19 protein-coding genes and 3 pseudogenes are annotated in these 25,053 nt (G+C 34.7%); 17 read left to right on the forward strand and 5 right to left on the reverse strand.

The genetic code is table 11. The features are described 5' to 3' along the window. The first annotated feature begins 1 nt into the window (after nucleotide 1). The 9 genes from walK (at nucleotide 2) to AC3WVZ_RS27195 (ending at nucleotide 9,959) form a co-directional block, all read left to right on the forward strand. A complete protein-coding gene (walK, locus tag AC3WVZ_RS27155; protein WP_233935680.1) occupies nucleotides 2-1,843 on the forward strand; it encodes a cell wall metabolism sensor histidine kinase WalK in 1,842 nt (613 codons plus the stop codon). Then, nucleotides 1,840-3,156, forward strand: a complete 1,317-nt coding sequence (locus AC3WVZ_RS27160) for a YycH family regulatory protein (RefSeq protein WP_000061560.1) — start codon at nucleotides 1,840-1,842, stop codon at nucleotides 3,154-3,156. Before walK ends, AC3WVZ_RS27160 begins: the two co-directional genes overlap by 4 nt. Beyond that, nucleotides 3,137-3,979, forward strand: coding sequence for a two-component system regulatory protein YycI (locus AC3WVZ_RS27165; RefSeq protein WP_000383740.1), 843 nt, complete (start codon nucleotides 3,137-3,139; stop codon nucleotides 3,977-3,979). Before AC3WVZ_RS27160 ends, AC3WVZ_RS27165 begins: the two co-directional genes overlap by 20 nt. Continuing rightward, a complete protein-coding gene (locus AC3WVZ_RS27170; RefSeq protein WP_063219898.1) occupies nucleotides 3,963-4,757 on the forward strand; it encodes an MBL fold metallo-hydrolase in 795 nt (264 codons plus the stop codon). The genes AC3WVZ_RS27165 and AC3WVZ_RS27170 overlap by 17 nt, the downstream gene beginning before the upstream one ends. A gap of 63 nt (nucleotides 4,758-4,820) precedes the next feature. Further along, nucleotides 4,821-5,996 (forward strand): S1C family serine protease, encoded by a 1,176-nt coding sequence (locus AC3WVZ_RS27175; RefSeq protein WP_233935682.1) that lies wholly within the window; start codon nucleotides 4,821-4,823, stop codon nucleotides 5,994-5,996. A 53-nt stretch (nucleotides 5,997-6,049) separates the two neighbouring features. Continuing rightward, nucleotides 6,050-6,235: a CxxH/CxxC protein gene (locus AC3WVZ_RS27180; protein WP_199718248.1), complete on the forward strand. Its 186-nt coding sequence runs from the start codon at nucleotides 6,050-6,052 to the stop codon at nucleotides 6,233-6,235. 59 nt (nucleotides 6,236-6,294) lie between these two features. Then, nucleotides 6,295-6,774, forward strand: coding sequence for a 23S rRNA (pseudouridine(1915)-N(3))-methyltransferase RlmH (rlmH, locus tag AC3WVZ_RS27185; RefSeq protein WP_001027000.1), 480 nt, complete (start codon nucleotides 6,295-6,297; stop codon nucleotides 6,772-6,774). A 68-nt stretch (nucleotides 6,775-6,842) separates the two neighbouring features. Continuing rightward, complete coding sequence (locus AC3WVZ_RS27190; RefSeq protein ID WP_233935683.1) at nucleotides 6,843-8,861, forward strand: GAF domain-containing sensor histidine kinase; 2,019 nt, start codon at nucleotides 6,843-6,845, stop codon at nucleotides 8,859-8,861. 219 nt (nucleotides 8,862-9,080) lie between these two features. Then, a complete protein-coding gene (locus tag AC3WVZ_RS27195; RefSeq protein WP_000713630.1) occupies nucleotides 9,081-9,959 on the forward strand; it encodes a radical SAM/SPASM domain-containing protein in 879 nt (292 codons plus the stop codon). A gap of 39 nt (nucleotides 9,960-9,998) precedes the next feature. Here the strand turns inward: AC3WVZ_RS27195 and pepF are convergent, their stop codons facing one another. Then, nucleotides 9,999-11,816: an oligoendopeptidase F gene (gene pepF / locus AC3WVZ_RS27200; protein WP_000800003.1), complete on the reverse strand. Its 1,818-nt coding sequence runs from the start codon at nucleotides 11,814-11,816 to the stop codon at nucleotides 9,999-10,001. A gap of 136 nt (nucleotides 11,817-11,952) precedes the next feature. Further along, nucleotides 11,953-12,936: a GMP reductase gene (gene guaC, locus AC3WVZ_RS27205; RefSeq protein ID WP_000432447.1), complete on the reverse strand. Its 984-nt coding sequence runs from the start codon at nucleotides 12,934-12,936 to the stop codon at nucleotides 11,953-11,955. A 476-nt stretch (nucleotides 12,937-13,412) separates the two neighbouring features. Here guaC and AC3WVZ_RS27210 point away from each other — a divergent pair. Further along, nucleotides 13,413-14,848 (forward strand): annotated as a pseudogene (locus AC3WVZ_RS27210) (DEAD/DEAH box helicase). 40 nt (nucleotides 14,849-14,888) lie between these two features. On the opposite strand, the gene AC3WVZ_RS27215 reads toward AC3WVZ_RS27210, so the two are convergent. Further along, complete coding sequence (locus AC3WVZ_RS27215; protein WP_000427879.1) at nucleotides 14,889-15,449, reverse strand: DUF1836 domain-containing protein; 561 nt, start codon at nucleotides 15,447-15,449, stop codon at nucleotides 14,889-14,891. Nucleotides 15,450-15,613: 164 nt separating this feature from the next. Between AC3WVZ_RS27215 and trhA the strand changes: the two genes are divergently transcribed. The 4 genes and pseudogenes from trhA to AC3WVZ_RS27235 all read left to right on the forward strand — a co-directional run. Continuing rightward, the gene (trhA, locus tag AC3WVZ_RS27220; RefSeq protein WP_000995363.1) at nucleotides 15,614-16,261 is read left to right on the forward strand and encodes a PAQR family membrane homeostasis protein TrhA; all 648 of its coding nucleotides are present in this window, start codon (nucleotides 15,614-15,616) and stop codon (nucleotides 16,259-16,261) included. A gap of 184 nt (nucleotides 16,262-16,445) precedes the next feature. Next, nucleotides 16,446-17,462 carry a UDP-glucose 4-epimerase GalE gene (gene galE / locus AC3WVZ_RS27225; protein WP_000996541.1) on the forward strand — a complete coding sequence of 339 codons (1,017 nt, stop codon included), beginning with the start codon at nucleotides 16,446-16,448 and terminating at the stop codon, nucleotides 17,460-17,462. 445 nt (nucleotides 17,463-17,907) lie between these two features. Then, the gene (locus tag AC3WVZ_RS27230; protein WP_000542569.1) at nucleotides 17,908-18,498 is read left to right on the forward strand and encodes an AmiS/UreI family transporter; all 591 of its coding nucleotides are present in this window, start codon (nucleotides 17,908-17,910) and stop codon (nucleotides 18,496-18,498) included. Between the two features lie 99 nt (nucleotides 18,499-18,597). Next, nucleotides 18,598-18,759, forward strand: a pseudogene (locus AC3WVZ_RS27235) (NAD-dependent epimerase/dehydratase family protein); the annotation flags it as partial. A 114-nt stretch (nucleotides 18,760-18,873) separates the two neighbouring features. Here the strand turns inward: AC3WVZ_RS27235 and tnpC are convergent. Beyond that, nucleotides 18,874-20,277, reverse strand: a complete 1,404-nt coding sequence (gene tnpC, locus AC3WVZ_RS27240) for an IS66 family transposase (protein WP_100910632.1) — start codon at nucleotides 20,275-20,277, stop codon at nucleotides 18,874-18,876. 101 nt (nucleotides 20,278-20,378) lie between these two features. On the opposite strand from tnpC, the pseudogene AC3WVZ_RS27245 reads away from it, so the two are divergent. Then, a pseudogene (locus tag AC3WVZ_RS27245) lies at nucleotides 20,379-21,116 on the forward strand (Rossmann-fold NAD(P)-binding domain-containing protein); the annotation flags it as partial. 88 nt (nucleotides 21,117-21,204) lie between these two features. On the opposite strand, the gene sodA reads toward AC3WVZ_RS27245, so the two are convergent. After that, entirely contained in the window at nucleotides 21,205-21,831 is a 627-nt protein-coding gene (gene sodA / locus AC3WVZ_RS27250) for a superoxide dismutase [Mn] (RefSeq protein WP_000094042.1), read from the reverse strand. 218 nt (nucleotides 21,832-22,049) lie between these two features. Between sodA and AC3WVZ_RS27255 the strand changes: the two genes are divergently transcribed. Further along, nucleotides 22,050-23,120: a nitric oxide synthase oxygenase gene (locus tag AC3WVZ_RS27255; protein ID WP_233935685.1), complete on the forward strand. Its 1,071-nt coding sequence runs from the start codon at nucleotides 22,050-22,052 to the stop codon at nucleotides 23,118-23,120. Between the two features lie 361 nt (nucleotides 23,121-23,481). Beyond that, nucleotides 23,482-25,050 (forward strand): BCCT family transporter, encoded by a 1,569-nt coding sequence (locus tag AC3WVZ_RS27260; RefSeq protein WP_001242442.1) that lies wholly within the window; start codon nucleotides 23,482-23,484, stop codon nucleotides 25,048-25,050. The last annotated feature ends 3 nt before the right edge of the window (nucleotides 25,051-25,053 follow it).

Genomic DNA, 25,053 nt, shown 5'->3' on the forward strand with positions numbered 1-25,053 from the left:
TATGAAGAAAGTTGTTTTTTTTCAATCTATTCATTTAAAATTTGTGCTTATATATATGCTATTAATATTAATAGCGATGCAAGTTATTGGAGTATATTTCGTAAGGGAATTAGAGAAGAGTTTAGTACAAGGTTTTAGGGATTCTTTAACGCAGCAAACAAACTTATTATCATATAATTTGAAGCAAGAGTTTAAAAAAAGTTATACAAAAGCAGAAACAGAGTCAACAGATGAAACGATTAAAACTTCAATTCGAAAATTTGCCTCTGATCAGAAGAAAGTTATACAAGAGGTAAGTGTATTTGATTCGCACAGAAAGTTACTGGCTATTTCAGATGAATCAAAGCAGAATAAGGTGAATCGAACATCAACTGATATAGCTGTTCAGCGAGTGTTAGTACAAAAAAAGCCGGAAGTGAAAATTGAGAAGGATGGTAGTACAGGTCATCGTGTTCAAGTTATGCTTACTCCGATTCTAGATGATAACGGTAAGGATGCGCTTGGTGTTATTTACATTGTGGCATCTATGGAAGATGTATATAAACAAATGAAGGATATAAATCAAATTTTTGCTACGGGAACAGTAATTGCTTTATTAGTAACGGCCGTACTTGGGATTTTATTGGCTCAAACAATTACAAGACCAATTTCAGATATGCGGAGACAAGCAATCGAAATGGCAAAAGGAAATTATTCGAGAAAAGTAAAAGTGCATAGCCATGATGAAATTGGACAACTGGCATTATCCTTCAATAATTTATCAAAAAAATTACAACAAGCTCGTTCTTCTACAGAAAGTGAAAGGCGTAAATTATCATCTGTTTTATCACATATGACAGATGGAGTAATTGCTACTGACCGAAAAGGGGATATTATTTTACTAAATGATCCTGCGGAAAAGATGTTAAATGTTTCTCGTGAAACAGCGCTCGATCAATCTGTTTTAGAGGTATTAGGGATACAGGAAGAATTTACGCTCGATCATTTATATGAAGAGCCAGATTCTGTTTTATTAGATTTTAGTACGAGAAACGAACCATATATTTTACGTGCTAGTTTCTCTGTTATTCAAAAAGAAACAGGGAAGGCAAACGGCTTAATTGCTGTACTATATGATGTAACAGAGCAGGAGCGTATAGAACGGGAACGCCGTGAGTTTGTGGCGAATGTCTCTCATGAATTAAGGACGCCATTAACGACGATGCGCAGTTATTTAGAGGCACTTACAGATGGAGCATGGCAGGATCCAAATATTGCACCACAATTTTTAACGGTTACACAAGAAGAAACAGAAAGAATGATTAGACTTGTAAATGCGTTGTTACAGCTATCTAAACTTGATAGTACAGAGCATCGTTTAATGAAAGAATGGGTCGACTTTACTGATTTCTTTAATAATATTATTGATCGCTTTGAAATGTCTAAAGAGCAAAATGTAAGTTTCAAACGATCTTTCTCTAAGAAATCTAGATTTATTGATATGGATACTGACAAAATTACTCAAGTGCTGTATAACATTATTTCTAACGCATTAAAGTATTCACCAGAAGGTGGAACAGTAACATATCGTTTACGTGATCGCGGTGATTTATTAGAAATTAGTGTAAGTGACCAAGGAATGGGTATTCCAAAAGAAAACGTTGATAAAATCTTTGAACGTTTTTATCGCGTAGATAAAGCTCGTTCAAGACAAATGGGTGGTACTGGGCTTGGATTAGCAATTGCAAAAGAAATGATTGAGGCACATGGTGGCTCTATTTGGGCGAAGAGTGAAGAAGGAAAAGGGACAACTATTTATTTCACGTTACCAATGGCAGCGGATGAAGAGGACGATTGGGAATGAGTATGGAAAACTTTAAAACAATAGTTTTAATTAACCTAGTTGTAATTAGCCTATTTCTTACTTTTAACCTATGGACGTATGTGCCAGATTCTACATCCATGCAAAACGCGAAATTTGTGCAGGGAAATGAAGGAATGAACCAAACTAAAATTTCCGATGTTGTCCGTCCTACTTCTATCATCGTGCATAAAGATAAAAATCATTATGGGAGCAGAAGAGAGGCAGATATAGAATCAATCTATAAGCCTCTGGAAGTAGGGGAACTACATGATTTTAAAGAGATATCAATCACTAAGGGTGATTTCCTTTCATATGTGCATGGTGAAGGGAAAGTTGAACTTGTTTTCCCTACCGATATCCCATTTGATGCAGTAAAATCCATGTTTAACATGAAAGAGAAGAGTACAGATAAGCCTAAACATTTTAATCGTATTCTCCTCGATCCTTCTCGAAGTAAGGATCAAGAAATTAAAATTAACTTTGTTTCTGATGGTGATAACTTTAAAATATACGAGGCAAAATTAAGTGGCGTGTATTTAAAAGATATTGTAAATGCCCAAAATCAATTTATAGTATCAGCAAAGCCTTATTTTGATTATCAACTTAATGATATGAAAAAGTTATTTTTACCAGATGGAACGACAGAGTTAAACAATATAACATATATTTCATCTAATTTAGCAGTTGATACGTTTAAGAATGCTCTGTTTAGTGATCCTCGTTATTTAAGTCCGATTACCGAGATGTCGAAAGAAACATTTACAGATGGTATTAGATCCATGGAAATTGAAAACGATCGTCACATGCTAAAGTATAAAAACTCTTCTGTCTTAACTGAGAAAACGATAGATAATTTAATGCTTTTACAAAAAAGCTTTGAATTCGTAAGTGGTCACAGTGGAAGTTTGGATTCATATCGTTTGGACTATATGAATAAAGGAGAGACAGTATTTCGTTTAAATGAAGATGGATATTCAGTATTCAATGAAGATGGATTAGCTGAATTGAGACAAATATGGGGATCAGAAGAAGTAATGGAATATGAAAGACCGTTGCTGTCTTTAAATACTAAAGGTATAGAACAGAAGGTTACTCTTCCGTCAGGGCATGTTGTAATAGCATCCCTAGAAAATAATCCAGAGATAAAGAAACAAGTAATTAAGGATATTGGTATTGGATACAAGTTATCACTAGATGGACAAGTAGTTCGATTACAACCAATTTGGTATGTAAAGCTTGTTGAAGATGAAACAGGTAAACAGAAAATCTATGAGTGGAGTGAGGGAGGACTAAATGGATTGGGATCGGATTAAAACCATATTTATTGTGACCTTTTTTGTTTTGGACCTCTTTCTCATTTTCCAATTCATTCAAAAGCAAGATAGTAATCAATTGGAGCTTATTGCAGAAACAAAGATAGATCAAGAATTAAAAGCAAACAAAATTACGATGGGAAATATCCCTAAAGAACCGAAAAAAGAGTCATTTATTAGAGCAGAAAATAAAGCCTTTAAAGAAGAAGATATACAGTCTTTGAAAAATCAAACAGTGCATATACAAAATATGTACAAGATAGAAAGTAAGCTAAAAGAGCCTTTTTTAAATACGAAATCATTATCAAAAGATAAGTATAATGAATTTTTGAAGAACTATGTATTGGATGGACAAAAGTATGAATTTGGAGCGGTGAAAGACTCTAAAATTTATTTCTTCCAAAAATATAAAGATAAGCCTATTTTCTATAATAATCAGGCGATGATTGTTGTGGAATTAAATGAAAAAAATGAACTTGTTTCATATACGCAGACAATGCTAACTGATTTAAAAGAAATGGGCGAAGGTGAAAAAACGAAAGAGCAAGAAATTATTACGGCTCAAACAGCTTTAGAAAATTTGTATTTAAAAAATAAAATTCATGGAAATACGCATGTTAAAGAAGCACAAATTGGTTATGCCACTCTTACCGCATCTACTTCTAATAACCAAGTACTGGCTCCAACGTGGAATTTGAAAACGGAACAGAAGCAGGACTTCTTTGTGAATGCAATTGAAGGACAAGTTATGGAATTAGGAGAAAAGGAAAATCAAGTGGTTGATGAACATACTGGAGTGAGAAAGAATGGGGTTGCATTTTAGCGTACTTGCAAGTGGAAGTACAGGAAATATGCTATACGTAGGAACCGATGAAAAAAAATTACTAGTCGACGCAGGTTTAAGTGGTAAAGCAACAGAGGCTTTATTTAAACAAGCAGAATTGAATATAAAGGATGTATCAGGTATTCTTGTAACGCATGAGCATAGTGATCATATTAAAGGTTTAGGTGTACTGGCACGTAAATATGATTTACCTGTTTATGCGAATGAGAAAACATGGAATGCAATGGAACATTTAATAGGAAATATCCCAACTGAACAAAAGTTTATTTTCTCAGTTGGTGATGTGAAAACCTTTGGTGATATTGAAGTCGAGTCATTTGGAGTTTCTCATGATGCGGCAGAACCGATGTTTTATGCTTTCCATAACAATAATAGGAAGTTAGCGCTTATTACAGATACGGGATACGTAAGTGACCGTATGAAAGGCGTTATTAAGGGAGCTAATGCTTTCGTATTTGAAAGTAATCATGATGTAGAAATGCTTCGTATGGGACGTTATCCATGGAGCATTAAACGACGTATTTTAAGTGACGTTGGGCATGTTTGTAATGAGGATGCTGCATTAGCGATGGCAGATGTAATTACAGATGAGACAAAGCATATTTATTTAGCCCATTTAAGCTTAGATAATAACATGAAAGAACTAGCGCGTATGTCAGTATCACAAGTACTAGAGGAAAAAGGATTTGGAGTGGGTGAATCCTTTGAAATTCACGATACAGATCCAAAAATGCCTACAAAAATTCAATACGTATAATTCTTCATTTTAGTAAACAATAAAGGTGAATATAGTTGTTTTCAGGAAGATAGGTGAACAAATATGTCCTTTATTGATGAAGAAAATTATCGTATGAAACGTGCAGGAAAAAAGAAGCACAAAGGTATAGTTCTTTCTAGTATAGCGGGAACAATTGTAGGAGCTTCTTTATTCGCGTTTGGAGCGCCTTTATTTTCAAATTCTGCTGATACGCTTCTGCAAGCTGAAGCAAGCGGAAGTAATATGGCCGAAACTCAAGGGATTAAACAGATTAGCTTTGTAGATGCTGTTGATCGTGCATCTGAAGCTGTTGTGGGTGTTATTAACATTCAACGAGATAACTTTTCAGAGGCAGATTCAGAGGCCGGTACAGGATCAGGAGTAATTTATAAAAAGACAGATGGTCAAGCTTATATTGTAACGAATAATCATGTTGTAGCTGGAGCGAATCGTATTGAAGTAAGTCTAAGTGACGGTAAGAAGGTTCCTGGAAAAGTATTAGGAACCGATGTAGTCACAGACTTAGCTGTATTAGAAATAGATGCAAAGCATGTGAAAAAAATAATTGAAATTGGCGATTCTAATACTGTTCGCAGAGGAGAGCCAGTTATTGCGATTGGAAACCCGCTTGGACTGCAATTTTCTGGAACAGTTACACAAGGTATTATTTCAGCTAATGAACGTATTGTCCCTGTAGATTTAGATCAAGATGGACATTATGATTGGCAAGTAGAAGTGTTACAAACAGATGCAGCGATTAATCCGGGGAATAGTGGCGGTGCGCTTGTAAATGCAGCAGGACAATTAATTGGTATTAATTCAATGAAAATTGCTGCAAAAGAAGTAGAAGGAATCGGCCTTGCTATTCCGGTGACTAGAGCTGTTCCGATTATGAATGAACTTGAGAAGTATGGAAAAGTAAGAAGACCATATGTTGGGATTGAACTTAGGTCATTAAATGAAATTCCAAACTATTATTGGTCAAAAACATTACATTTACCAGGTACTGTAACAGAGGGAGTTTGTATTTTGGATGTGAAAAGTCCTTCGCCAGGTGCGAATGCTGGTTTAAGAGAACATGATGTTATTGTGGCGGTAGATGGAAAACCGATTCGCGATATTATTGGATTCCGTACGGCCTTATATGATAAGGAAATTAATGATAAAATGACTCTTACGTTTTATCGTGGCACAAAAAGAGTAACAACAACAGTGAAATTAGGCATTCAAAAGTATTAAAAACAGGAGGGCCTACCTCCTGTTTTCTATTGTAGAAAAGTGAGGTGAAGAAAATGAATTTACCTTGTTGTTTAGAGCATGTTGAATTAGCGTTAGATATTATTGTGGATGAGTGTGAAGTTGCGCCAGTTATCAACAATATGGATAACTCGGAAAAAGAGAAAAAAACATGTGAATTTTGTCAAAATGAGGCGACATATGTTGTATCGAACACAGATTCTCACACGATATGTGGGTAGTGTTTGTGGATATGTGGATAAGTTTTGTGGATAACATGTTTGTAAGGTGGAGGATACGTGTGAATATCTCGATTATTTCAATTGGGAAATTAAAAGAAAAATATTTGAAACAAGGTATAGCAGAATACTTAAAACGATTATCTGCATACGCAAAAGTAGAAGTAATTGAATTGCCTGATGAAAAGGCGCCAGAAAATTTAAGTGAAGCAGAAATGTTAATTGTAAAGGAAAAAGAAGGTATACGTATACTGGATAAAATTTCTGATGACACACATGTGATTGCATTAGCTATAGAAGGAAAGCAAAAGTCATCAGAAGAATTCGCGATAAGTCTAGATCGCCTTGCTACATACGGAAAGAGTAAAGTCGCATTTGTAATTGGTGGATCACTTGGACTAAGCTCAGAAGTGATGAAGCGTTCAAATGAATCTCTTTCTTTTTCAAAGATGACATTGCCACACCAATTAATGCGATTAGTGTTGCTTGAGCAAGTGTATAGAGCGTTTCGGATTAATCGTGGTGAACCGTATCATAAGTGATGTATTCTATATAAAACACTGATATTATCATATTTATTTTATTATGCCTATAACTGGAGGCTATGTGAATGGTAAGTGATCAGACGAGATATTCTAGGCTCGCGAATATAACAAAAATAATAAATACGAAATTAGAACTACGTGACGTATTGCAGCGTGTGACAATGGCGATATCAGAGGAGATTGTTAGGTGCGACGCTGTTGGAATTTATTTACCCCAGGAAGATGGAACATTTAGAGGGTTTGCAGGAAAACCAGAGACTATAAATGGTGTAACGCTCGATACTCAAGTAATTGATCCTGAAATAGACTTACTGGCAAAAGAAGTTATTGAAACGAAAAGAACCATCTATATTCCTGATACCTCAAAGGATCATCGACCAGATCCGAGACCGGTTAATGCATTCAAAATTAAGTCCTTATTAGCTCTGCCTATCTCATTTGGGCAAGATTTATTTGGTCTGGTTTTTTTATTTGATTATGGAATTCCGATGAACTTAACAGATTCAGAAATTCAAAGTGTTGAAGCTTATGTAAATATGGCTGCGGTTGCAATTCAAAACGCAAATAATTTAAAACAAAAGGAAAACCTTATTGCTGAGAAACAACTGTTACTAAATGTTACACGTGATTTATCGATGTGTTCCTCGATACAGGAGAGTTTTGATAAATGCTTTTTTTACCTAGAACAGATTTTAGAGAGTAAAAATATGACTGCTCATCTTCTAGATCCGCTAGACAAAACAACAATTAAAACAACGAAATTAAGTAAGGACTGTCATTGGACAGAAGCGGATTGGACAGAGAAAAGCTATGAAGCCAAGATCCAAGAGGTTATTCAAACAAAAAATATAGATAGTAAGGGTCTATTGATGATTCCATTGGTTTCAATGGGAGAAGTATTAGGGGTAATAGTCGTTGGCAAAGAAGGAAAAGCTCACAATTATGATGATTCCCAACTTCAACTAGCAAAATCTATCGTTGATGCCACAGCCCCTACGTTTTCGAATTTGTTGTATATGGATCAACTAGAGAGCATAGTGGAAGAGCGAACGAGAGAGCTAGCTGCTGCTAATGAAAAAGTTACAAGTGTGATTGAATGTATTACGGATGGATTTTTTATTTTAAATAATAAATGGGAATTTACGTACGTAAATAAGCACCAATATTTTCCGAAAAGAAAAACAGCAAAAGATGTATTAGGAAAGAATATATGGAATGTTTTCCCGAGTGAAATTGAAACAGTTATGTATAAGGAATTTCATCGTGCGATGTCAGAGCGAACTACAGTTCATTTCGAATTTCTTTCTACTGCAGATGAATATTGGCACGAAGTTATTGCATACCCATATGATGATGGTATTTGTTGTATTTTTAAAAACATAACGGAAAAAAAGAAATATGAACAGGAATTGAAAAGATTATCCAATATAGATTTAATAGGGCAAATGGCAGCAGGTATCAGCCATGAAATTAGAAATCCAATGACAACAGTACTGGGATTTTTACAGTTATTAAAAGAAGAGAATACCTATGAGAAACATAATAAGTACTTTCATTTAATGATTGAAGAACTTAACCGTGCCAATTCTATTATTACTGAATTTCTCTCAATGGGTAATACAAGGAAATTGGATTTGCAGATGTTAGATTTAAATTCAATTATCCGCGATATTATTCCTTTAATAAAGATTGATACGTACAATCAAAATAAATATATTCAAGTCGATACAAATGACATTCCAGAATTACTTTTAAATCGTAATGAGATACGGCAATTATTAATGAATCTATATCGTAATGGCTTAGAAGCGATGAATACAGGGAAAGTTCTAACCATTAGCACTTACAAGGAAGGTCAAAATTGTGTGGTGCTTGCAGTGCGGGATCAAGGAAAAGGTATCAGGCCTGAAGTATTAGAGAAACTGGGTACGCCGTTTTACACGACCAAAGATAATGGAACTGGATTGGGGTTAGGTGTATGTTATGCCATTGCTGCCCGCCATAATGCAAAAATAGAAATTCAAACAGGATCGGAAGGCACTACCTTTTTTGTTAAATTTAATTATGAAAATAATAAAAAATAACCTTATTTAGAATAGTTACGATGAGCCGTATCATAAATAAATTTATTCTTTGTATATAAAAGGATAAAAAGACCATTGGACAAAAATTACCGATGGTCTTTTAAATATTATTAGATGGTGTGTAGATTTCCTAAAATAAGTATGTTTCTATTTCCATAAAAATATGCTGTAATATGAAGAGGAAAAAGTATAAGTAGTTAGAGAAGTGAGGAATTAAAGGTGAAGAAGTTTAAGAAGTTTTACTTGGAGATTACGAGTGTATGTAATCTTGCGTGTAGCTTTTGTCCGCCGACGGAAAGGCAGAAGCAATTCATTTCTGTGGAGGATTTTGCTAAAAGATTAGACCAAATTAAACCTCACACAGACTACATTTATTTGCACGTGAAGGGTGAGCCGTTGCTCCATCCGAAAATAGATCAACTATTAGACTTAAGTCATGAAAAAGGATTTAAAGTTAATATTACAACGAACGGAACGTTAATTAATAAGAGAAGACATAGGCTGTTAAATAAGCCTGCGTTAAGACAAATGAATTTTTCACTGCATAGTTTTGATGGACATCCAGGTTCGCAAGATAAAGAGGGCTATGTAAGGAGTATACTTTCCTTCATTAGGGAAGCGACAAGTCAATCAGATTTAATTGTATCGTTAAGGTTATGGAATTTAACTCAGGATAATAAAACAAATGCTGAAATCCAGAAAAATAGAGAGTTATTATCTATAATTGAAAATGAATTTGATCTAGCTTATCAAATTGAAGAGAAGCTTACACCAGGAAAAGGTATAAAAATTGCAGAACGTGTCTTTATTAATCAAGACTATGAATTCCAGTGGCCAGCATTACATGAGGAAGAGGATGATGGGAAAGGATTCTGTCATGGACTTCGTAATCAAGCGGGTATTTTAGCGAATGGAACAGTTATTCCTTGTTGTTTAGATGGTGAAGGGATTATTAACCTTGGGAATATTAATAATGATTCATTTTCTAACATTATTGAAGGTGAAAGGGCAACAAACATTGTCGATGGATTTTCGAAAAGAGTTGCGGTTGAAGAACTTTGCAGGAAATGTGGATATCGCAAACGTTTTGGGAAGTAAATATGAAATAAGCCCTCATTAAAGCGAGGGCTTATTTTTTTATTCTTGATAAGAATGCTCTAATTCATCAATTAATGAACCAACGTAAGAAACAGCTTTACGGATTGCATCTGGTTTTGACATATCTACTCCGGCATGTTTCATTAGTTCAAGTGGTTTCATTGTACCACCAGCACGAAGCACATCTAACCAGCGATCAATAGCAGGTTGTCCTTCCTCTTTAATCATTTGAGCTACTGCAGTGGATGCAGTGAGGCCTGCGGAATATGTATAAGCATATAGACCCATATAATAATGAGGCTGACGCATCCAAGTTAAGCCCGCACCTTCATCGATTTCTACAGAATCTCCCCAGAATGTCGAAAGGACATTTGTTTTAATTTCAGTTAAAGTTGTAGCTGTAAGGGCCTGTCCTTTTTCTGCTAGAGCATATACTCTACGTTGATATTCACCCTCAAGTAAATGAGTAACAAAGTTGTGATAATATGTGCCAAGTAGTTGTAGAATGACCCATCTGCGCATTCTCTTATCGTCAGTAGTCGCTAGTAAATGCTGAGCTAATAGTAATTCATTCATGGTTGATGGTGCTTCAACAAAGTACATAGATGGGCGTACGTTCATGATACGTTGGTTTTTATTTGCTAAATAGAAATGACCAGCATGTCCAAATTCATGTGCTAATGTAAAGCATCCACGCATCGTATTTTGCCATGTAATTAAAATATAGGGATGAGAGCCGTATGGACTTGAGCAAAATGCCCCTGTTGATTTGCCTACGTTATCTGCAAGATCTACCCATCTTTCTTTGAATCCTTTTTGGATTATGGAACTATATTCATCGCCTAATACTTTTAAAGAATCTTGAATGAGCGTGCCTGCTTCTTCATAAGTAATCGCCGGATTAAATTCGGGATCTAAAGGTGCATGTAAGTCACAGAAAAGCATTTGATCGAGTCCTAATACTCTCTTTTTTAAATCTGCAAAACGGCGCATATGAGGTGCTAGTTCTTTATAAATAATATCAAGTTGGTTGTTATACATTTCAAGTGGAACCTTTTGTGGTTCTAATAGCATATGAGTAACGGATTCATATTTACGTAAACGAGAAAGTGTTACTTGTTTTTTTACTTCAGTAGCATATGTTGTGGCAATTGTATTTTTATATCGTTTCAGTGTGGAAACAAATGATGAATATGCTTTTCGACGTATATATGTGCTTGGAGAAAATTCATATTTGCTTTCAAATAATGAGAATGAAACAGGAAGTTCGTTTCCTTGTTCGTCTTGTATAGAAGTGAAATCCATATCGGCCAATTTAGTCATGCCGTAAATTTTGTATGGAGAACTATGAACTTCGCCAAGTGCAGCAAGTGCTTCTTCTGTTTCAGGAGAGAGTGTGTGCTGTCTTTTTTGTAGTATTTCTAGTAAAGATTTACGGAAAGGTTCGAGTTTTGTTTCTTCAGTTAAACATCTTTCAATTGTTCCTTCGTCGAATGAGAGGATTTCATTATGAATAAAGGATAGTGCAGTATGTACTTTCGTCCATAAAGCAGAAATTTTGGAAGAGTTCGCTTGAATACTTGGATTTGTACGATCAGTAGCTTCTTTTAAATTTGCATATGAGTACAGTTTTGTTAACGTCATTAAAAGCTCTTCTTCTAAAAGTAGGCAATTTAATAAAGTGTGGGAGCTAGTATGTAAATGCCCTTTAAATGAATCAAGTTTCTGTATATCATTTTCCAATGCGTTTAATGCAGTATGCCATTCGGCATCAGAATTATACAAATCGGATAAATCCCATGTTAGTTCAGCGGGTACCTCTGCGCGATTAAGGCGATTTTCTATTACATTTTTCAAGTCGTATCTCCCCCTTATTAAGACTATCTAAACACATAATACTAGAAAATTCAGTTAAATTAAAATATTTTACATTTTCATATACAAAAAAGAAGGACAAGCATGAAAATGCTTGTCCTTCGAGTTAATTTAAGAATTAATATACTTTGTCACCATTGAAAATCGAGTTTTTCACGACAACATAATCTACAGTACGAATAGCGTCTAATTTTGTTCCGCCAGCGTAAGAGATAGAAGATTGAAGATCTTGTTCCATTTCGATTAACGTATCTTCTAAAGAACCTTTATGCTCAACGAACATTTTCTTACCTTCAACGTTTTTCTTCTCCCCCTTTTGGAATTCAGAAGCAGAACCGAAGTATTCTTTATAAAGTTTTCCATCTCTTTCAATTGTTTCCCCTGGAGACTCTTCGTGACCAGCAAATAGAGAACCGATCATGACCATAGTTGCCCCAAAGCGAATAGATTTAGCTACGTCGCCGTGTGTACGAATACCACCATCAGCGATAATTGGCTTACTTGCAGCTTTTGCACACCAGCGAAGTGCAGCTAGCTGCCAACCACCAGTTCCGAAGCCTGTTTTAATTTTAGTAATACAAACTTTACCAGGTCCAATACCAACTTTTGTTGCATCGGCACCAGCATTTTCTAATTCTCTTACCGCTTCTGGAGTTCCAACGTTTCCAGCGATAACGAAGCTCTCTGGTAAATGTTTTTTAATATGTTGAATCATGTTGATCACAGCATTAGAATGACCGTGTGCGATATCAATCGTGATATATTCAGGTGTAAGTTGCTCAGCAGCTAATTGTTGTACGAATTCATATTCGTCCTCTTTTACACCAACGCTGATAGAAGCGATTAATCCACGTGATTGCATATCTCTAATGAATGAGATTCGTTTCTCTGGTTGGAAACGATGCATGATATAAAAGTAGTTGTTCTCAGCTAAATAAGTTGCAATTCTTTCATCAATAATCGTTTGCATATTTGCAGGCACGACAGGTAATTTAAATTTATGTTTTCCTAAAGTGACAGTTGTATCACATTCAGAGCGGCTATTTACAATACATTTTGCAGGAATTAATTGAATATCTTCATAGTCAAATACGTTTTCCATCATTTACACCCCTAAAATACGAATATTTTATTTTTATTAATCAAAAATGTTCGTCCATAGGATAATTTACATTATTTTTATTAAGAAGTCAAAGGATTTCTTAACATTTTTTTAAAAAGTAGATTTTACATCTGAAAAAAAAACGTTAAAAACGAATTTAAAACATTTTTTTGTTTTTATTGTTCGTTTATGGGAAGGGTTGAAAAATTAAGATAATTATACAAGGTTGTATGTATTCTTTTTATTTTTTTGATTGGATGTAGGATACTATAAAAAGGTTAATGCTAACAATACGAGCAAAAGATGTTATCAAGTAGTTGAACAATATATGAAATGAAAAGGTTTATTTCTATATAAAAAGATGAATCTGGCATGATTCACCTTTTATGTGAGGTTTCAAGTATAATAAGTAGGGTGATAGTAACGTATACAAAAGATAAAAAAGAAAATAATACAGAATAAAATGAGGTTAATATATGAGTAAAAAAAGTTTTTCTGATTATAAATTAAGTAAGGAAATTGTAAGGGCACTTACTGGGTTAGGGTATGATCATCCAACAGAAGTACAAGGTGAGGTTATTCCAGTTGCATTACAAAAGAAGGATCTTGTTGTGAAGTCCCAGACTGGAAGTGGAAAAACAGCTTCATTTGGTATTCCACTTTGTGAAATGGTGGAGTGGGAAGAGAATAAACCACAAGCATTAGTTTTAACACCAACGAGAGAGCTTGCGGTACAGGTAAAAGAAGATATTACAAATATAGGTCGATTCAAAAGGATTAAGGCTGCGGCAGTTTATGGGAAATCTCCATTTGCACGTCAAAAATTAGAATTAAAGCAAAAGACACATATTGTAGTTGGGACTCCTGGTCGTGTGTTGGATCATATTGAGAAGGGTACCCTTTCTTTAGAGTGTTTGAAGTATTTAGTTATTGATGAAGCAGATGAGATGCTAAATATGGGCTTTATCGATCAAGTAGAGGCAATTATTGATGAATTACCTACAAAAAGAATGACGATGTTATTTTCAGCAACACTTCCAGAAGATGTTGAGAAATTGTCTCGTACATATATGAATTCACCAACTCATATTGAAATTAAAGCGGCTGGGATTACGACGGATAAAATTGAACATACTCTTTTTGAGGTGATAGAAGACGAGAAGCTTTCACTACTTAAAGATGTAACAACGATTGAGAATCCTGATAGCTGTATTATTTTCTGCCGTACACAAATCATGTATATAGACAATTAAAACGAGCTAACTATCCCTGTGACAAAATACATGGTGGTATGGTACAAGAAGATCGTTTTGAAGTCATGGATGATTTTAGAAAAGGAAAATTCCGTTATTTAGTAGCAACAGATGTAGCTGCGAGAGGAATTGATATTGATAATATTACACATGTTATTAATTATGATATTCCACTTGAAAAAGAAAGCTATGTACATCGTACTGGAAGAACGGGACGAGCTGGAAATAGTGGAAAAGCTATTACATTTATAACACCATATGAAAATAGATTTTTAGAAGAGATTGAGGAGTATATTGGATTTGAAATTCCAAAGGCAATTGGACCTTCAAAAGAAGAAGTTATGAAAGAGAAAGCTGCATTTGAAGAAAAGATACATGCTAAACCAATTATAAAGAAAGATAAAAATGCAGACATCAACAAAGGCATTATGAAGCTGTACTTTAATGGCGGGAAGAAAAAGAAAATTAGGGCGGTAGATTTCGTCGGTACAATTGCTAAAATTAAAGGTGTTACAGCAGAAGATATAGGTATTATTACGATACAAGATAATGTTTCTTATGTTGAAATATTAAATGGAAAAGGACCACTCGTCTTGAAAGTCATGAAGACTACAACGATTAAAGGGAAACAACTAAAAGTTCATGAAGCAATTAAGTAAATAAAAAACTATCCACTTTAATAGGTGGATAGTTTTTTATTTATGATTCTTTTAAATCATCCACTAGTTGCTCCGCTAAACGTCTATACATATTACTCATAGTCACGAAGGATGTTAGTAGTAGAAATTTTTCTAGCTTTGTATCTTCTAAGGAAGAAATCTCATTTACTTCTGTAACACGGTTATTTACGTCTTGTTTAAAGCTTTCGACATTGCTTTCAGTAAGAGCAAGATAATTTTTGTATAACGTATTTAATTCGAATGAATCATCATTTAATAAGGAGTCATTTATAGTTTCTAATGAACTTTTTATATCGTTAATGGAGAGAGCTCCCTTTAATTGATAAATTAGGCTAATTAAAATCATATGCTCTTTTGAATACTTTTTATTTTTGATGGGGATGAATAGTTTTCCTTTTGCGTAATTATTAATCATGGTTTTAGTTAATACTTTTTCATCATCAGTTCTCGTTGTATCTGCATAAGTATTCTCAAATAGTTGAACAACTTGATCTACATATAAGTCAACATTTGGAATATCCTCAAGTTTAATGTTTTTTTCTAAATGCAATGTCTCAAGTAATTCATTTATATTTTCCACGTAGAATCCCTCACTTTTATAACTTAGTGGAACTTAATGTTTAATATATCTTTAAATATGGTATTACGAAACAAATGAATTGTAAATGTTGACCTTAAAAAGAAATATGTATATAATTACATGTAGTTATTAAAACTACATGTAATTATATGAGGGGTGTTATTATGAATGCTTATGTAAGGGAACCGGTTAATGCATTTACTCACTTAGGTGGAGCAATATTATCATTTATTGCCTTATTAGCTATGCTTGTGAAAGTTTCTATCAAGATGCCATCATTTGCTGCAATTACAGCTGTTATTTTGTTTGGTATTGGAATGATGGTCCTTTATACGGCGTCAGCTGTGTATCATAGTGTTGTGGCCAATGAACGTGTTATTTACTTCTTTAGGAAGCTAGATCATTCTATGATTTTTATATTAATTGCAGGTACATATGCACCCTTTTGCTTAATTACATTAAATTCAGCAAGTGGTTTACTATTATTTTGTTTAGTCTATGCAACTGCGATTTGTGGCATTGTATTTAAAATGTTTTGGTTTAATTGTCCAAGATGGTTATCGACAGCAATTTATATTACGATGGGTTGGTTAATTGTGTTATTCTTTGCACCGTTAGCTGAGAATTTAAGTACAGGAGGCATTATTTTCTTAGTACTTGGGGGCATTTTTTATACAATTGGTGGATTTATTTATGGAACAAAGCCAAAATGGTTAGAGTTTAAATATATGGGGCATCATGAAATTTTTCATGTTTTTGTATTATTAGGTAGTCTTGCGCATTTTCTAAGTGTATATTGTTATGTAATTTAATAAAAAAACGCCACATAATAAAAATTATGTGGCGTTTTTTTATTACCTGATTAGAATCGTATATGTTATAAATTTATTATGGGATAAAATGTAAGTTTCTGTGTTCGCATGTTAAACATAGGATAAGAAATATGTGATATACTTTGAGAAGTTTATAATGAATGAAATATGGAGGACTATAATTATGGCAATACTTGTAACAGGTGGAGCAGGATATATTGGTAGTCATACATGTGTAGAATTACTAAATAGCGGTTACGAAGTTATAGTAGTGGATAATCTTTCGAATAGCTCGGTAGAATCTATAAATCGAGTGAAAGAAATAACAGGAAAACAATTTAAGTTTTATAAAGAAGATGTTTTAAATCGCGAAGCGCTTGACGCAATTTTTGAAGAAAATGCAATTGAAGCAGTTATTCACTTTGCAGGATTTAAAGCTGTAGGGGAGTCAGTAGCGATTCCATTAACATATTATCATAACAACATTACAAGCACGTTAGTGCTATGTGAAGTAATGCAGAAACATAATGTAAAGAAGATAATCTTTAGTTCATCTGCAACTGTATATGGTATCCCGGAAACGTCACCGATTACGGAGGAGTTTCCATTAAGTGCAACAAATCCATATGGTCAAACGAAATTAATGATTGAGCAAATTATGCGTGATGTAGCATTTGCAGATGCAGAATGGAGTATCGCATTACTTCGCTATTTCAATCCATTTGGTGCACACGAAAGTGGGCGTATCGGAGAAGATCCAAATGGAATCCCAAATAACTTAATGCCATATGTAACGCAAGTAGCGGTAGGTAAGTTAAAAGAATTAAGCGTATTCGGAAATGACTATCCAACGAAAGATGGAACAGGAGTCCGTGATTACATCCATGTTGTGGACTTAGCAAATGGTCACGTAAAGGCGCTTGAGAAAGTACTGAGTACAACGGGAGTAGATGCTTATAACCTGGGAACAGGTATGGGCTATAGTGTACTAGAGATGGTTGAAGCGTTTGAAAAAGTTTCGGGTAAGAAAGTTCCTTATAAAATTACAGAGCGTCGCCCAGGTGATGTGGCAGTATGTTTTGCTGATGCATCGAAAGCAAAGCGTGAATTAGGCTGGGAGGCAACACGCGGATTAGAAGAAATGTGTGCAGATTCTTGGAAATGGCAATCAAATAATAAAAATGGCTATTTAAAAGTTTAATGATGAATATAAAAAAATGACCTTTGCATAAAAGCAAGAGGTCATTTTTTATTAATTTTATTAGCGAACCTAGAAAAGAACGTTCGCTGTTTTAAATGATGCGATTTTACAATATCTTATGCTAGAAGGTAGTAGAATGAGATAGAGGAATGTATTATTTTATTAATTTTTTATAGAAATTGAAAGCGTATTATTGAAAAGTATTCCAACACTTGTATCATTGATAGAGTCCGTTTATAATCAAGGAATCCTAGTTCATGTTTTGATAGGATTATTTATTATTGAAAGCGTTTTAAGTTCGCTCCTTTTTGAGGTAGGAGGTCTGACTTATTTGAATGAAAAATTATGTATGTAGTTTTAAATGGGAAGAAAAATAATATAAGTATCACTTTATAGTGTGGGGAGGTTAAAAGTGTGAAAGGTAAAGATTTTCACACGAATATATATGGGTTATGTAGGATTATTACTTTCAGGGGCAGCTTTATTTTTAAATAGTCTTGTTATATTAGGGAAAGCAGAGATGAAAAGTGCGGGTGTTTTTAATTTATTTGTGGGTGCACTACAAATTATTATTCCGTTTTATTTGATCATGATTTCTGACCAAAGCAATTGGACAGTGTATTCATATGCGGCTACTTTCTTATTTGGATTAACTTATTTATATGTAGGTGTTACTTTTATAAAAGGAATGGATAGTAGTGGTCTAGGATGGTTTTGTATTTGGGTAGCAATTATAGCCTTATTCTATATGGTTGTTTCATTTGTTCAATTCCATGATGTTGTTAATGCGTTAACGTGGTTTATGTGGGCATTACTTTGGTATTTATTCTTTGTATTAAATACACAAAAGAAGAACATTAATCAATATCTTGGAAGGATTGCCTTCGTACAATCATGGGTAACATTGACTTTACCTTCACTCTTTTATTTTATGGGAGTGTGGGGAGAGGGATTTGTATATGAACTATGGGTTTATGTATCAGTAATTTCTATTTTGTACTTCTGTTATTGTATTTATAAATATCGAGTACGTTAATATATTTTCTGTAGAAAAGCATGGAATCGTTAAACGAATTCCATGCTTTTTATATGTTGGCACTTATAATAGAGAGGTAGTATTTTACAATTTGCTAAAATGGGGATGATGAAGTTGAAAAAAGTATTGGTGCTAGGGGGAACAAGATTTTTTGGTAAACATTTAGTAGAAGCACTTTTGCAAGAGGGGCACGATGTAACGATTGCGACGAGGGGAGTTACTGAAGATTCTTTTGGTAGCGCAGTAAAAAGAATAATTGTAACTACTCAGCTTCTTCAAATAAAAAAACAGGCCAAATACATGTTTCCGATTCGAAAACATGAAAAGAAAATACTCCAATCAGAGAAAGAATCTATGCCAAATAGAGAAATTCTCTTATGAAGTCGTGTTATTCCAAGGAACCGTTCTAGTTTCTATGACTTGGTTTATCGCTTGTAAGACCGATTGTTTTTGTTTTTTCATGGTACTCATAAAGCTTCGTATCTGACAAAAAGATTCTGCGCCTTTCTTACTTCGGAAAGTCCCAGACACTTTCTGTTTTACTTTCGTCATCCGAATATCCCGTTCTGCTTGATTGTTATCAAATGGAATGGCTGGATGTTCTAAAAACGCTAGAATTCTGTCAGAATACTTGACGAAGCGATTCCATAAATTTTGAGAAGGCGTCTGCTTTCCTTTCTTCTTTTGTTTCGTGGAAAGAATCTGTTGTTCTTTCAATATGGATTGATACATAATAAACAGATTCTTTTGCGTCGCTTTTGGCATGGTACCTTCGGATTGCTTTTTCATCGTCAACGCTTGCGTTAGAAATTTCTGCATCTGTTGTGCCCATTGTTCTCCAGTACTATCTATAATTCCTTGTAAATCTCGTAAGAGATGGGCATTACATAAAACGTGACGACAATCTGTATACGCATCATACGATTTCCAACCATCATGCATCGCAATTCCAGAAAAAGATGGCAAGATTTCTCCAGCATCCATTGCTTCTTTTCCACGTTTTTGATGAATATGTTGCAATGTCACCTCCGGTGTACTGGCAGTATGTAACCATTGTGTTTTGTTTTCTACACGCATACCAGTTTCATCAAAATGGACAACAGGAGACTGCAGAATCTTTTCCTTTACTTCTTTTATGAATGGCTGCAATTGAGAAGCGAAAGCCTGTGTATGATTTACCAGGGTTCCTTCGCTTATAGAATGTCCAAAACAATCCTGAAAGAATTCTTTTGTTCGCTTCAAAGAAATGCATTGATAATGCGTTAAATAGGGAATCAGTCTTTTTATATTTGGACCATATTGAACAGGACGAGATACTGTCGAAGGAAATTGGGCTTCTTGGATAGAATGGCAATGTGGGCATTCTTTCTGTTCTACTTTATGTTCTGTCACTTCGATCTGAATAGGTGGTAAGTCATACACTTGGCGAATGCGATACCCTTTTACAGGCTCGTGGTTCAAGGAAGTATGACAACAAGTACAATATGTAGGAGAATGTGTAATCGTATGATCTGGAGTCGCTGTCAAACCAAGAGTATGTCCCTTGTGGCCCAACTGGCCACCCGTTTGACGATGAGACGGTTTGCGCAAACTTTTTGTAACGGGCTTACCCAAACCATCTGTAGAAGGTGGCTTATGACTATTTTTGGAGTTTTTTTTTGAAGCATTTTCTAGTTCTTGTATACGTTTTTCTAACTTAGAAAATGTTTCTTCAAATAAAGAAATAACAGCTTCAGGTCCTTTTTTATATGTATCTAAAATAATTTTTCGATCGACCATAAGATTCACCTCCCCTGTTTGATATACTCAGTATTTACAAATGGGAGGCATATGAAACTAGTAAAATTTAAAAAAGACACCGAAAGGTGGCTGAGTAGTTACGAATAATTATTGATAGAGAAGATGGAAAGCTACTAGAAAAGTGTCTAGAAGGAAAAAGTTATGATATTGTATACGATAATTTATGCTATAGCTCGAATGCAGCGAAGATAACATGTGAAGTGTTACGAGGGAAAACGAAGAAATATGTTATGACATCTTCAATGGCCGTCTATGAACCTGCCCTAAGCTTATCAGAAGAAGACTTTAATCCGTACGATTATGCAATCGCGTATGGAGATAGGAATGACTTCAATTATGGTGAAGGAAAGAGATTAGCTGAAGCCGTTGTATTTCAACAAGCAACATTCCCAGTTGTTGCAGTTCGTTTTCCAGTTGTTATTGGAGAAAACGATTATACGAAAAGGTTACAATTTTACGTTGAATGTATTGTGAACCAAACCCCTATCGTTGTGGATCATGTAGATGGAACTTTGTCATTTATACATGAAAAAGAGGCAGGAGAGTTTCTAGCTTGGTGCGGAATGGAAAATGTGAAAGGGCCAATTAACGCCTGTAGTAACGGGGTAGTTTCTACGGAAGAAATTATTCATTTCATAGAAGAGAAGACAGGAATAAAAGCACTCATTCAGAAAGCTGGGGAAAATATAGCTCCTTATAATGAGGTAACTAACTGTACATTACATAATGGAAAGGCTCGTGAATTCGGATTTTTGTTCCGAGAGCTGAAACTAGAAATGAAAAATGTTTTAAAACATTATATAAATACAATGAAGTAATCATAAATCCCCCGGTGGCAATCCGGGGGATTCTGGAGGATTTCGACAATACTGATTTTACATTACCAAATTTACCTTATACGTACGACTAATGTTTTTGTGATTGAATTGCTTGTAAATACTTCTCGTTTACTTGGTCCCAGTTTACTGTATGCCACCAGTTGGTAACAAACTCTGGGCGCCTATTTTGATACTTTAAATAATAAGCATGTTCCCATACATCAATTACGAGTAAGGGGATTTTCCCTTCTTGCAAAGGCGTATCTTGATTTGGTGTACTCATAACAGAGAGTTCCTCACCGTCAAGAACAAGCCATCCATAGCCACTTCCAAAACGACTAATAGCTGCTTTGGAAAGTTGATCTTTTAAGTTGTCAAAGGTATTGAAATAATAATCAATTACTTTTGCAACGTCTCCATTAGGCTCACCGCCACCTCGTGGGCTCATCACTTCCCAAAAAAGACTATGACAATAGTGACCGCCACCGTTATTTCGTACAGCTGTAACAATTTCCTTCGGTAAAGTATCTAAATTACATAGCAATTCTTCTAAAGATTTATTATGTAATTCAGTATAATTTTCTAAAGTAGCATTTAAATTGTTTACGTATGTCGCATGGTGCTTTCCATGATGAATGGAAAGTGTATTGCTATCAATATGTGGCTCTAGTTCATCATAGTCATATGAAAGCTTTGGCAATTGAAATGAAGACATAACATTACCTCCTTTCTATTTAAAAAAGTTGGTCTAGGTAAAAATACTTTACCTGAGTCAAAAATAAACCCATTTTCCATATAAGTCAATAGTAAGTCCATTAATTTTCTGAAAAATATTACAATAAAAGTAACACTCTCACTTTCATTTGTGACTCCTATCCTTTTTGCTTATACTGTAAAGTAGCAGGGTTTTGTTGAAATAGAAGGAGATTGTTTATGAGTAAAACGAAACAATTAATAGAAGAAGCAAGTAATTTTATTACGATTTGTTATAAGGAGCTTCATAAAGAACAATTGATAGAAGAACGTATAAAAGAAATTCAAATTGAGATAGAGAAGACAGGGACATATGAGCATACATTTGAAGAACTTGTTCATGGTTCACGAATGGCATGGCGTAACAGTAATAGATGTATTGGAAGACTATTTTGGAGTAAGATGCACATATTAGATGCGCGCGAAGTAAATGATGAAGAGGGTGTATATAATGCATTAATTCATCATATTAAATATGCAACGAACGACGGGAAAGTTAAACCAACCATTACGATTTTTAAGCAATATCAAGGTGAAGAAAATAATATAAGAATTTATAATCACCAATTGATTCGATATGCAGGATATAAAACAGAAACGGGAGTGATTGGTGATTCTCATTCCGCTACATTTACGGACTTTTGTCAGGGGCTTGGTTGGCAAGGAGAAGGTACGAATTTCGATGTATTGCCACTTGTGTTCTCTATAAACGGGAAGGCACCTACATATAAAGAAATTCCGAGAGAAGAAGTAAAAGAAGTGCCAATTGAACACCCAGAATACCCTATTTCATCACTTGGAGTGAAATGGTATGGTGTTCCAATGATTTCAGATATGCGTTTAGAAATTGGCGGTATTTCTTATACAGCCGCTCCGTTCAATGGATGGTATATGGGAACAGAAATTGGGGCGCGCAACTTAGCAGATCATGATCGTTATAATTTACTTCCGGCTGTTGCGGAGATGATGGATTTAGATACATCGAGAAACGGTACCTTATGGAAAGATAAGGCGCTAATTGAGTTGAATATTGCCGTACTACACTCCTTTAAAAAACAAGGAGTTAGTATTGTTGATCACCATACTGCTGCACAACAATTTCAGCAATTTGAGAAGCAAGAAGCTGTTTGTGGTCGTGTTGTAACAGGTAATTGGGTATGGCTTATTCCACCATTATCTCCAGCTACCACTCACATTTATCATAAACCGTATCCGAATGAAATTTTGAAGCCAAATTTCTTTCATAAATAATATTTAGTGTAGGTTTTTTCTTTGAAATATAATTTTTTTTAATTACTGTTATGTAGCAAATGGAAGCCTTTACTCTCGGTTATTTTTGGAAGAGGCTTTTTGAACCAAGGAGTACCTTATGTTATAATCAAATTTCTGTTTCGAAGACCTTATAGAAATATAAGGTCTTTTGTTTTGCTTTTTTATGTAAGAGGAAGAGAATTTTTCTTTTTAATAAGGGATTTGGCATATTTTTAGGGACAACATAAGTATGTGGGAAGTCGATAAAATGTTATGCATATATAATTATTATGTTTTGGGTTTAAACAATAAAACATAATAAAGTTGTTTTTTTAGATTGCTGAGGAAGGAGGAAGTATAAATGAGGATGAAGAGTCGAAAAACTGATTGGCCTGTATTTATTATTAGTGGTGGTTCACTTTTATTATTTGTAATTGCAGTTTTTTTGAACAAGGATTATGTAGAGAGTGCGATTAATAAAAGTTTCGCTTTTTCAATTAAATATTTCGGTGCCTTCTGGCAAGTTTTATTATTAGGTACATTTATTGTTGCGATGTGTATGGCTTTCTCCAAATATGGGAGAGTTAAGCTTGGGGGATTAGAAAAACCTGAGATTAGTACGGCAAAATGGCTTGCTATTATTATGTCTACATTACTTGCTGGAGGTGGCGTTTTTTGGGCAGCAGCAGAGCCAATGTATCATTTGATGACGGTGCCACCAATACATGATGGTATATCTGCTGGAACGAAAGAAGCAGTCATGCCTGCTTTAGCACAAAGTTATATGCATTGGGGATTTTTAGCATGGACGATTTTAGGTACAATTAGTGCGGTAGTTATGATGTATGGACATTATCATAAAGATATGCCGCTAAAACCTCGAACACTTTTATATCCTATTTTTGGGGAAAAATTAAGAAAGAGCCTGCTTGGAACGATAATTGATGCAGCTGCAATTATTGCAGTAGCTGCAGGTACAATTGGCCCAATTGGATTTTTAGGTTTACAAGCAAGTTATGGATTACAAGAATTATTTGGAATTTCTGATGTGTTTACTACTCAATTAGCAATTATTGTTTGTGTGGTGGCCGTGTCTACCATATCGGCAGTAACAGGTATTGATAAAGGGATTCAAATTATAAGTAATTTAAATGTTAGATTAGCAATTGTGTTAATGGCATTCATATTACTATTTGGGCCAGGTGGATTTATTATTGATTCGTTTGTTTCTTCGTTTGGATTTTATGTAAATGAGTTTATACCGATGAGCACATACCGTGGTGATACAAGTTGGTTAGGATCTTGGACAATCTTTTTCTGGGGATGGTTTATTGGATACGGACCAATGATGGCAATTTTAGTGAGTCGAATTTCAAGAGGGAGAACGATTCGAGAAATCATCGTTGCAATTGGAATTATCGCACCTATTATTACAACATTTTGGTTTACTATATTAGGTGGATCAGGCGTGTTTTATGAGTTGATGAATCCTGGGTCTATCTCGGACGCATTAAGTGAATCTGGTATGCCGGCAGCTATGATTGCAATTACAGGGCAATTGCCACTTTCTAATATTATTGGACCAGCATTTCTTTTATTAACAATTTTATTTGTAGTGACAACAGGAGATTCAATGGCGTATTCCATTTCAATGGCAGTGACTGGAGACGGAGATCCTAGAATTAGTTTGCGAATTTTTTGGTCGCTTATTATGGGCGCAGTTGCAGCAATTCTTTTATATATGGGTGAAGGAAGTATTAATGCGCTACAATCGTTTATCGTGGTGACGGCAGTTCCGGTATCAATTTTGTTATTCCCAATGCTATGGTTAGCGCCTAAAGTTGCGGGAGAATTAGCATTAAAACAAGGTATTGTAAAAGAAGAAGATAAAACTGCATTCTTATTTCAGAAGGCTAGTAAATCAAAATAAATA

This window comes from Bacillus sp. CPT56D-587-MTF (assembly GCF_058792335.1).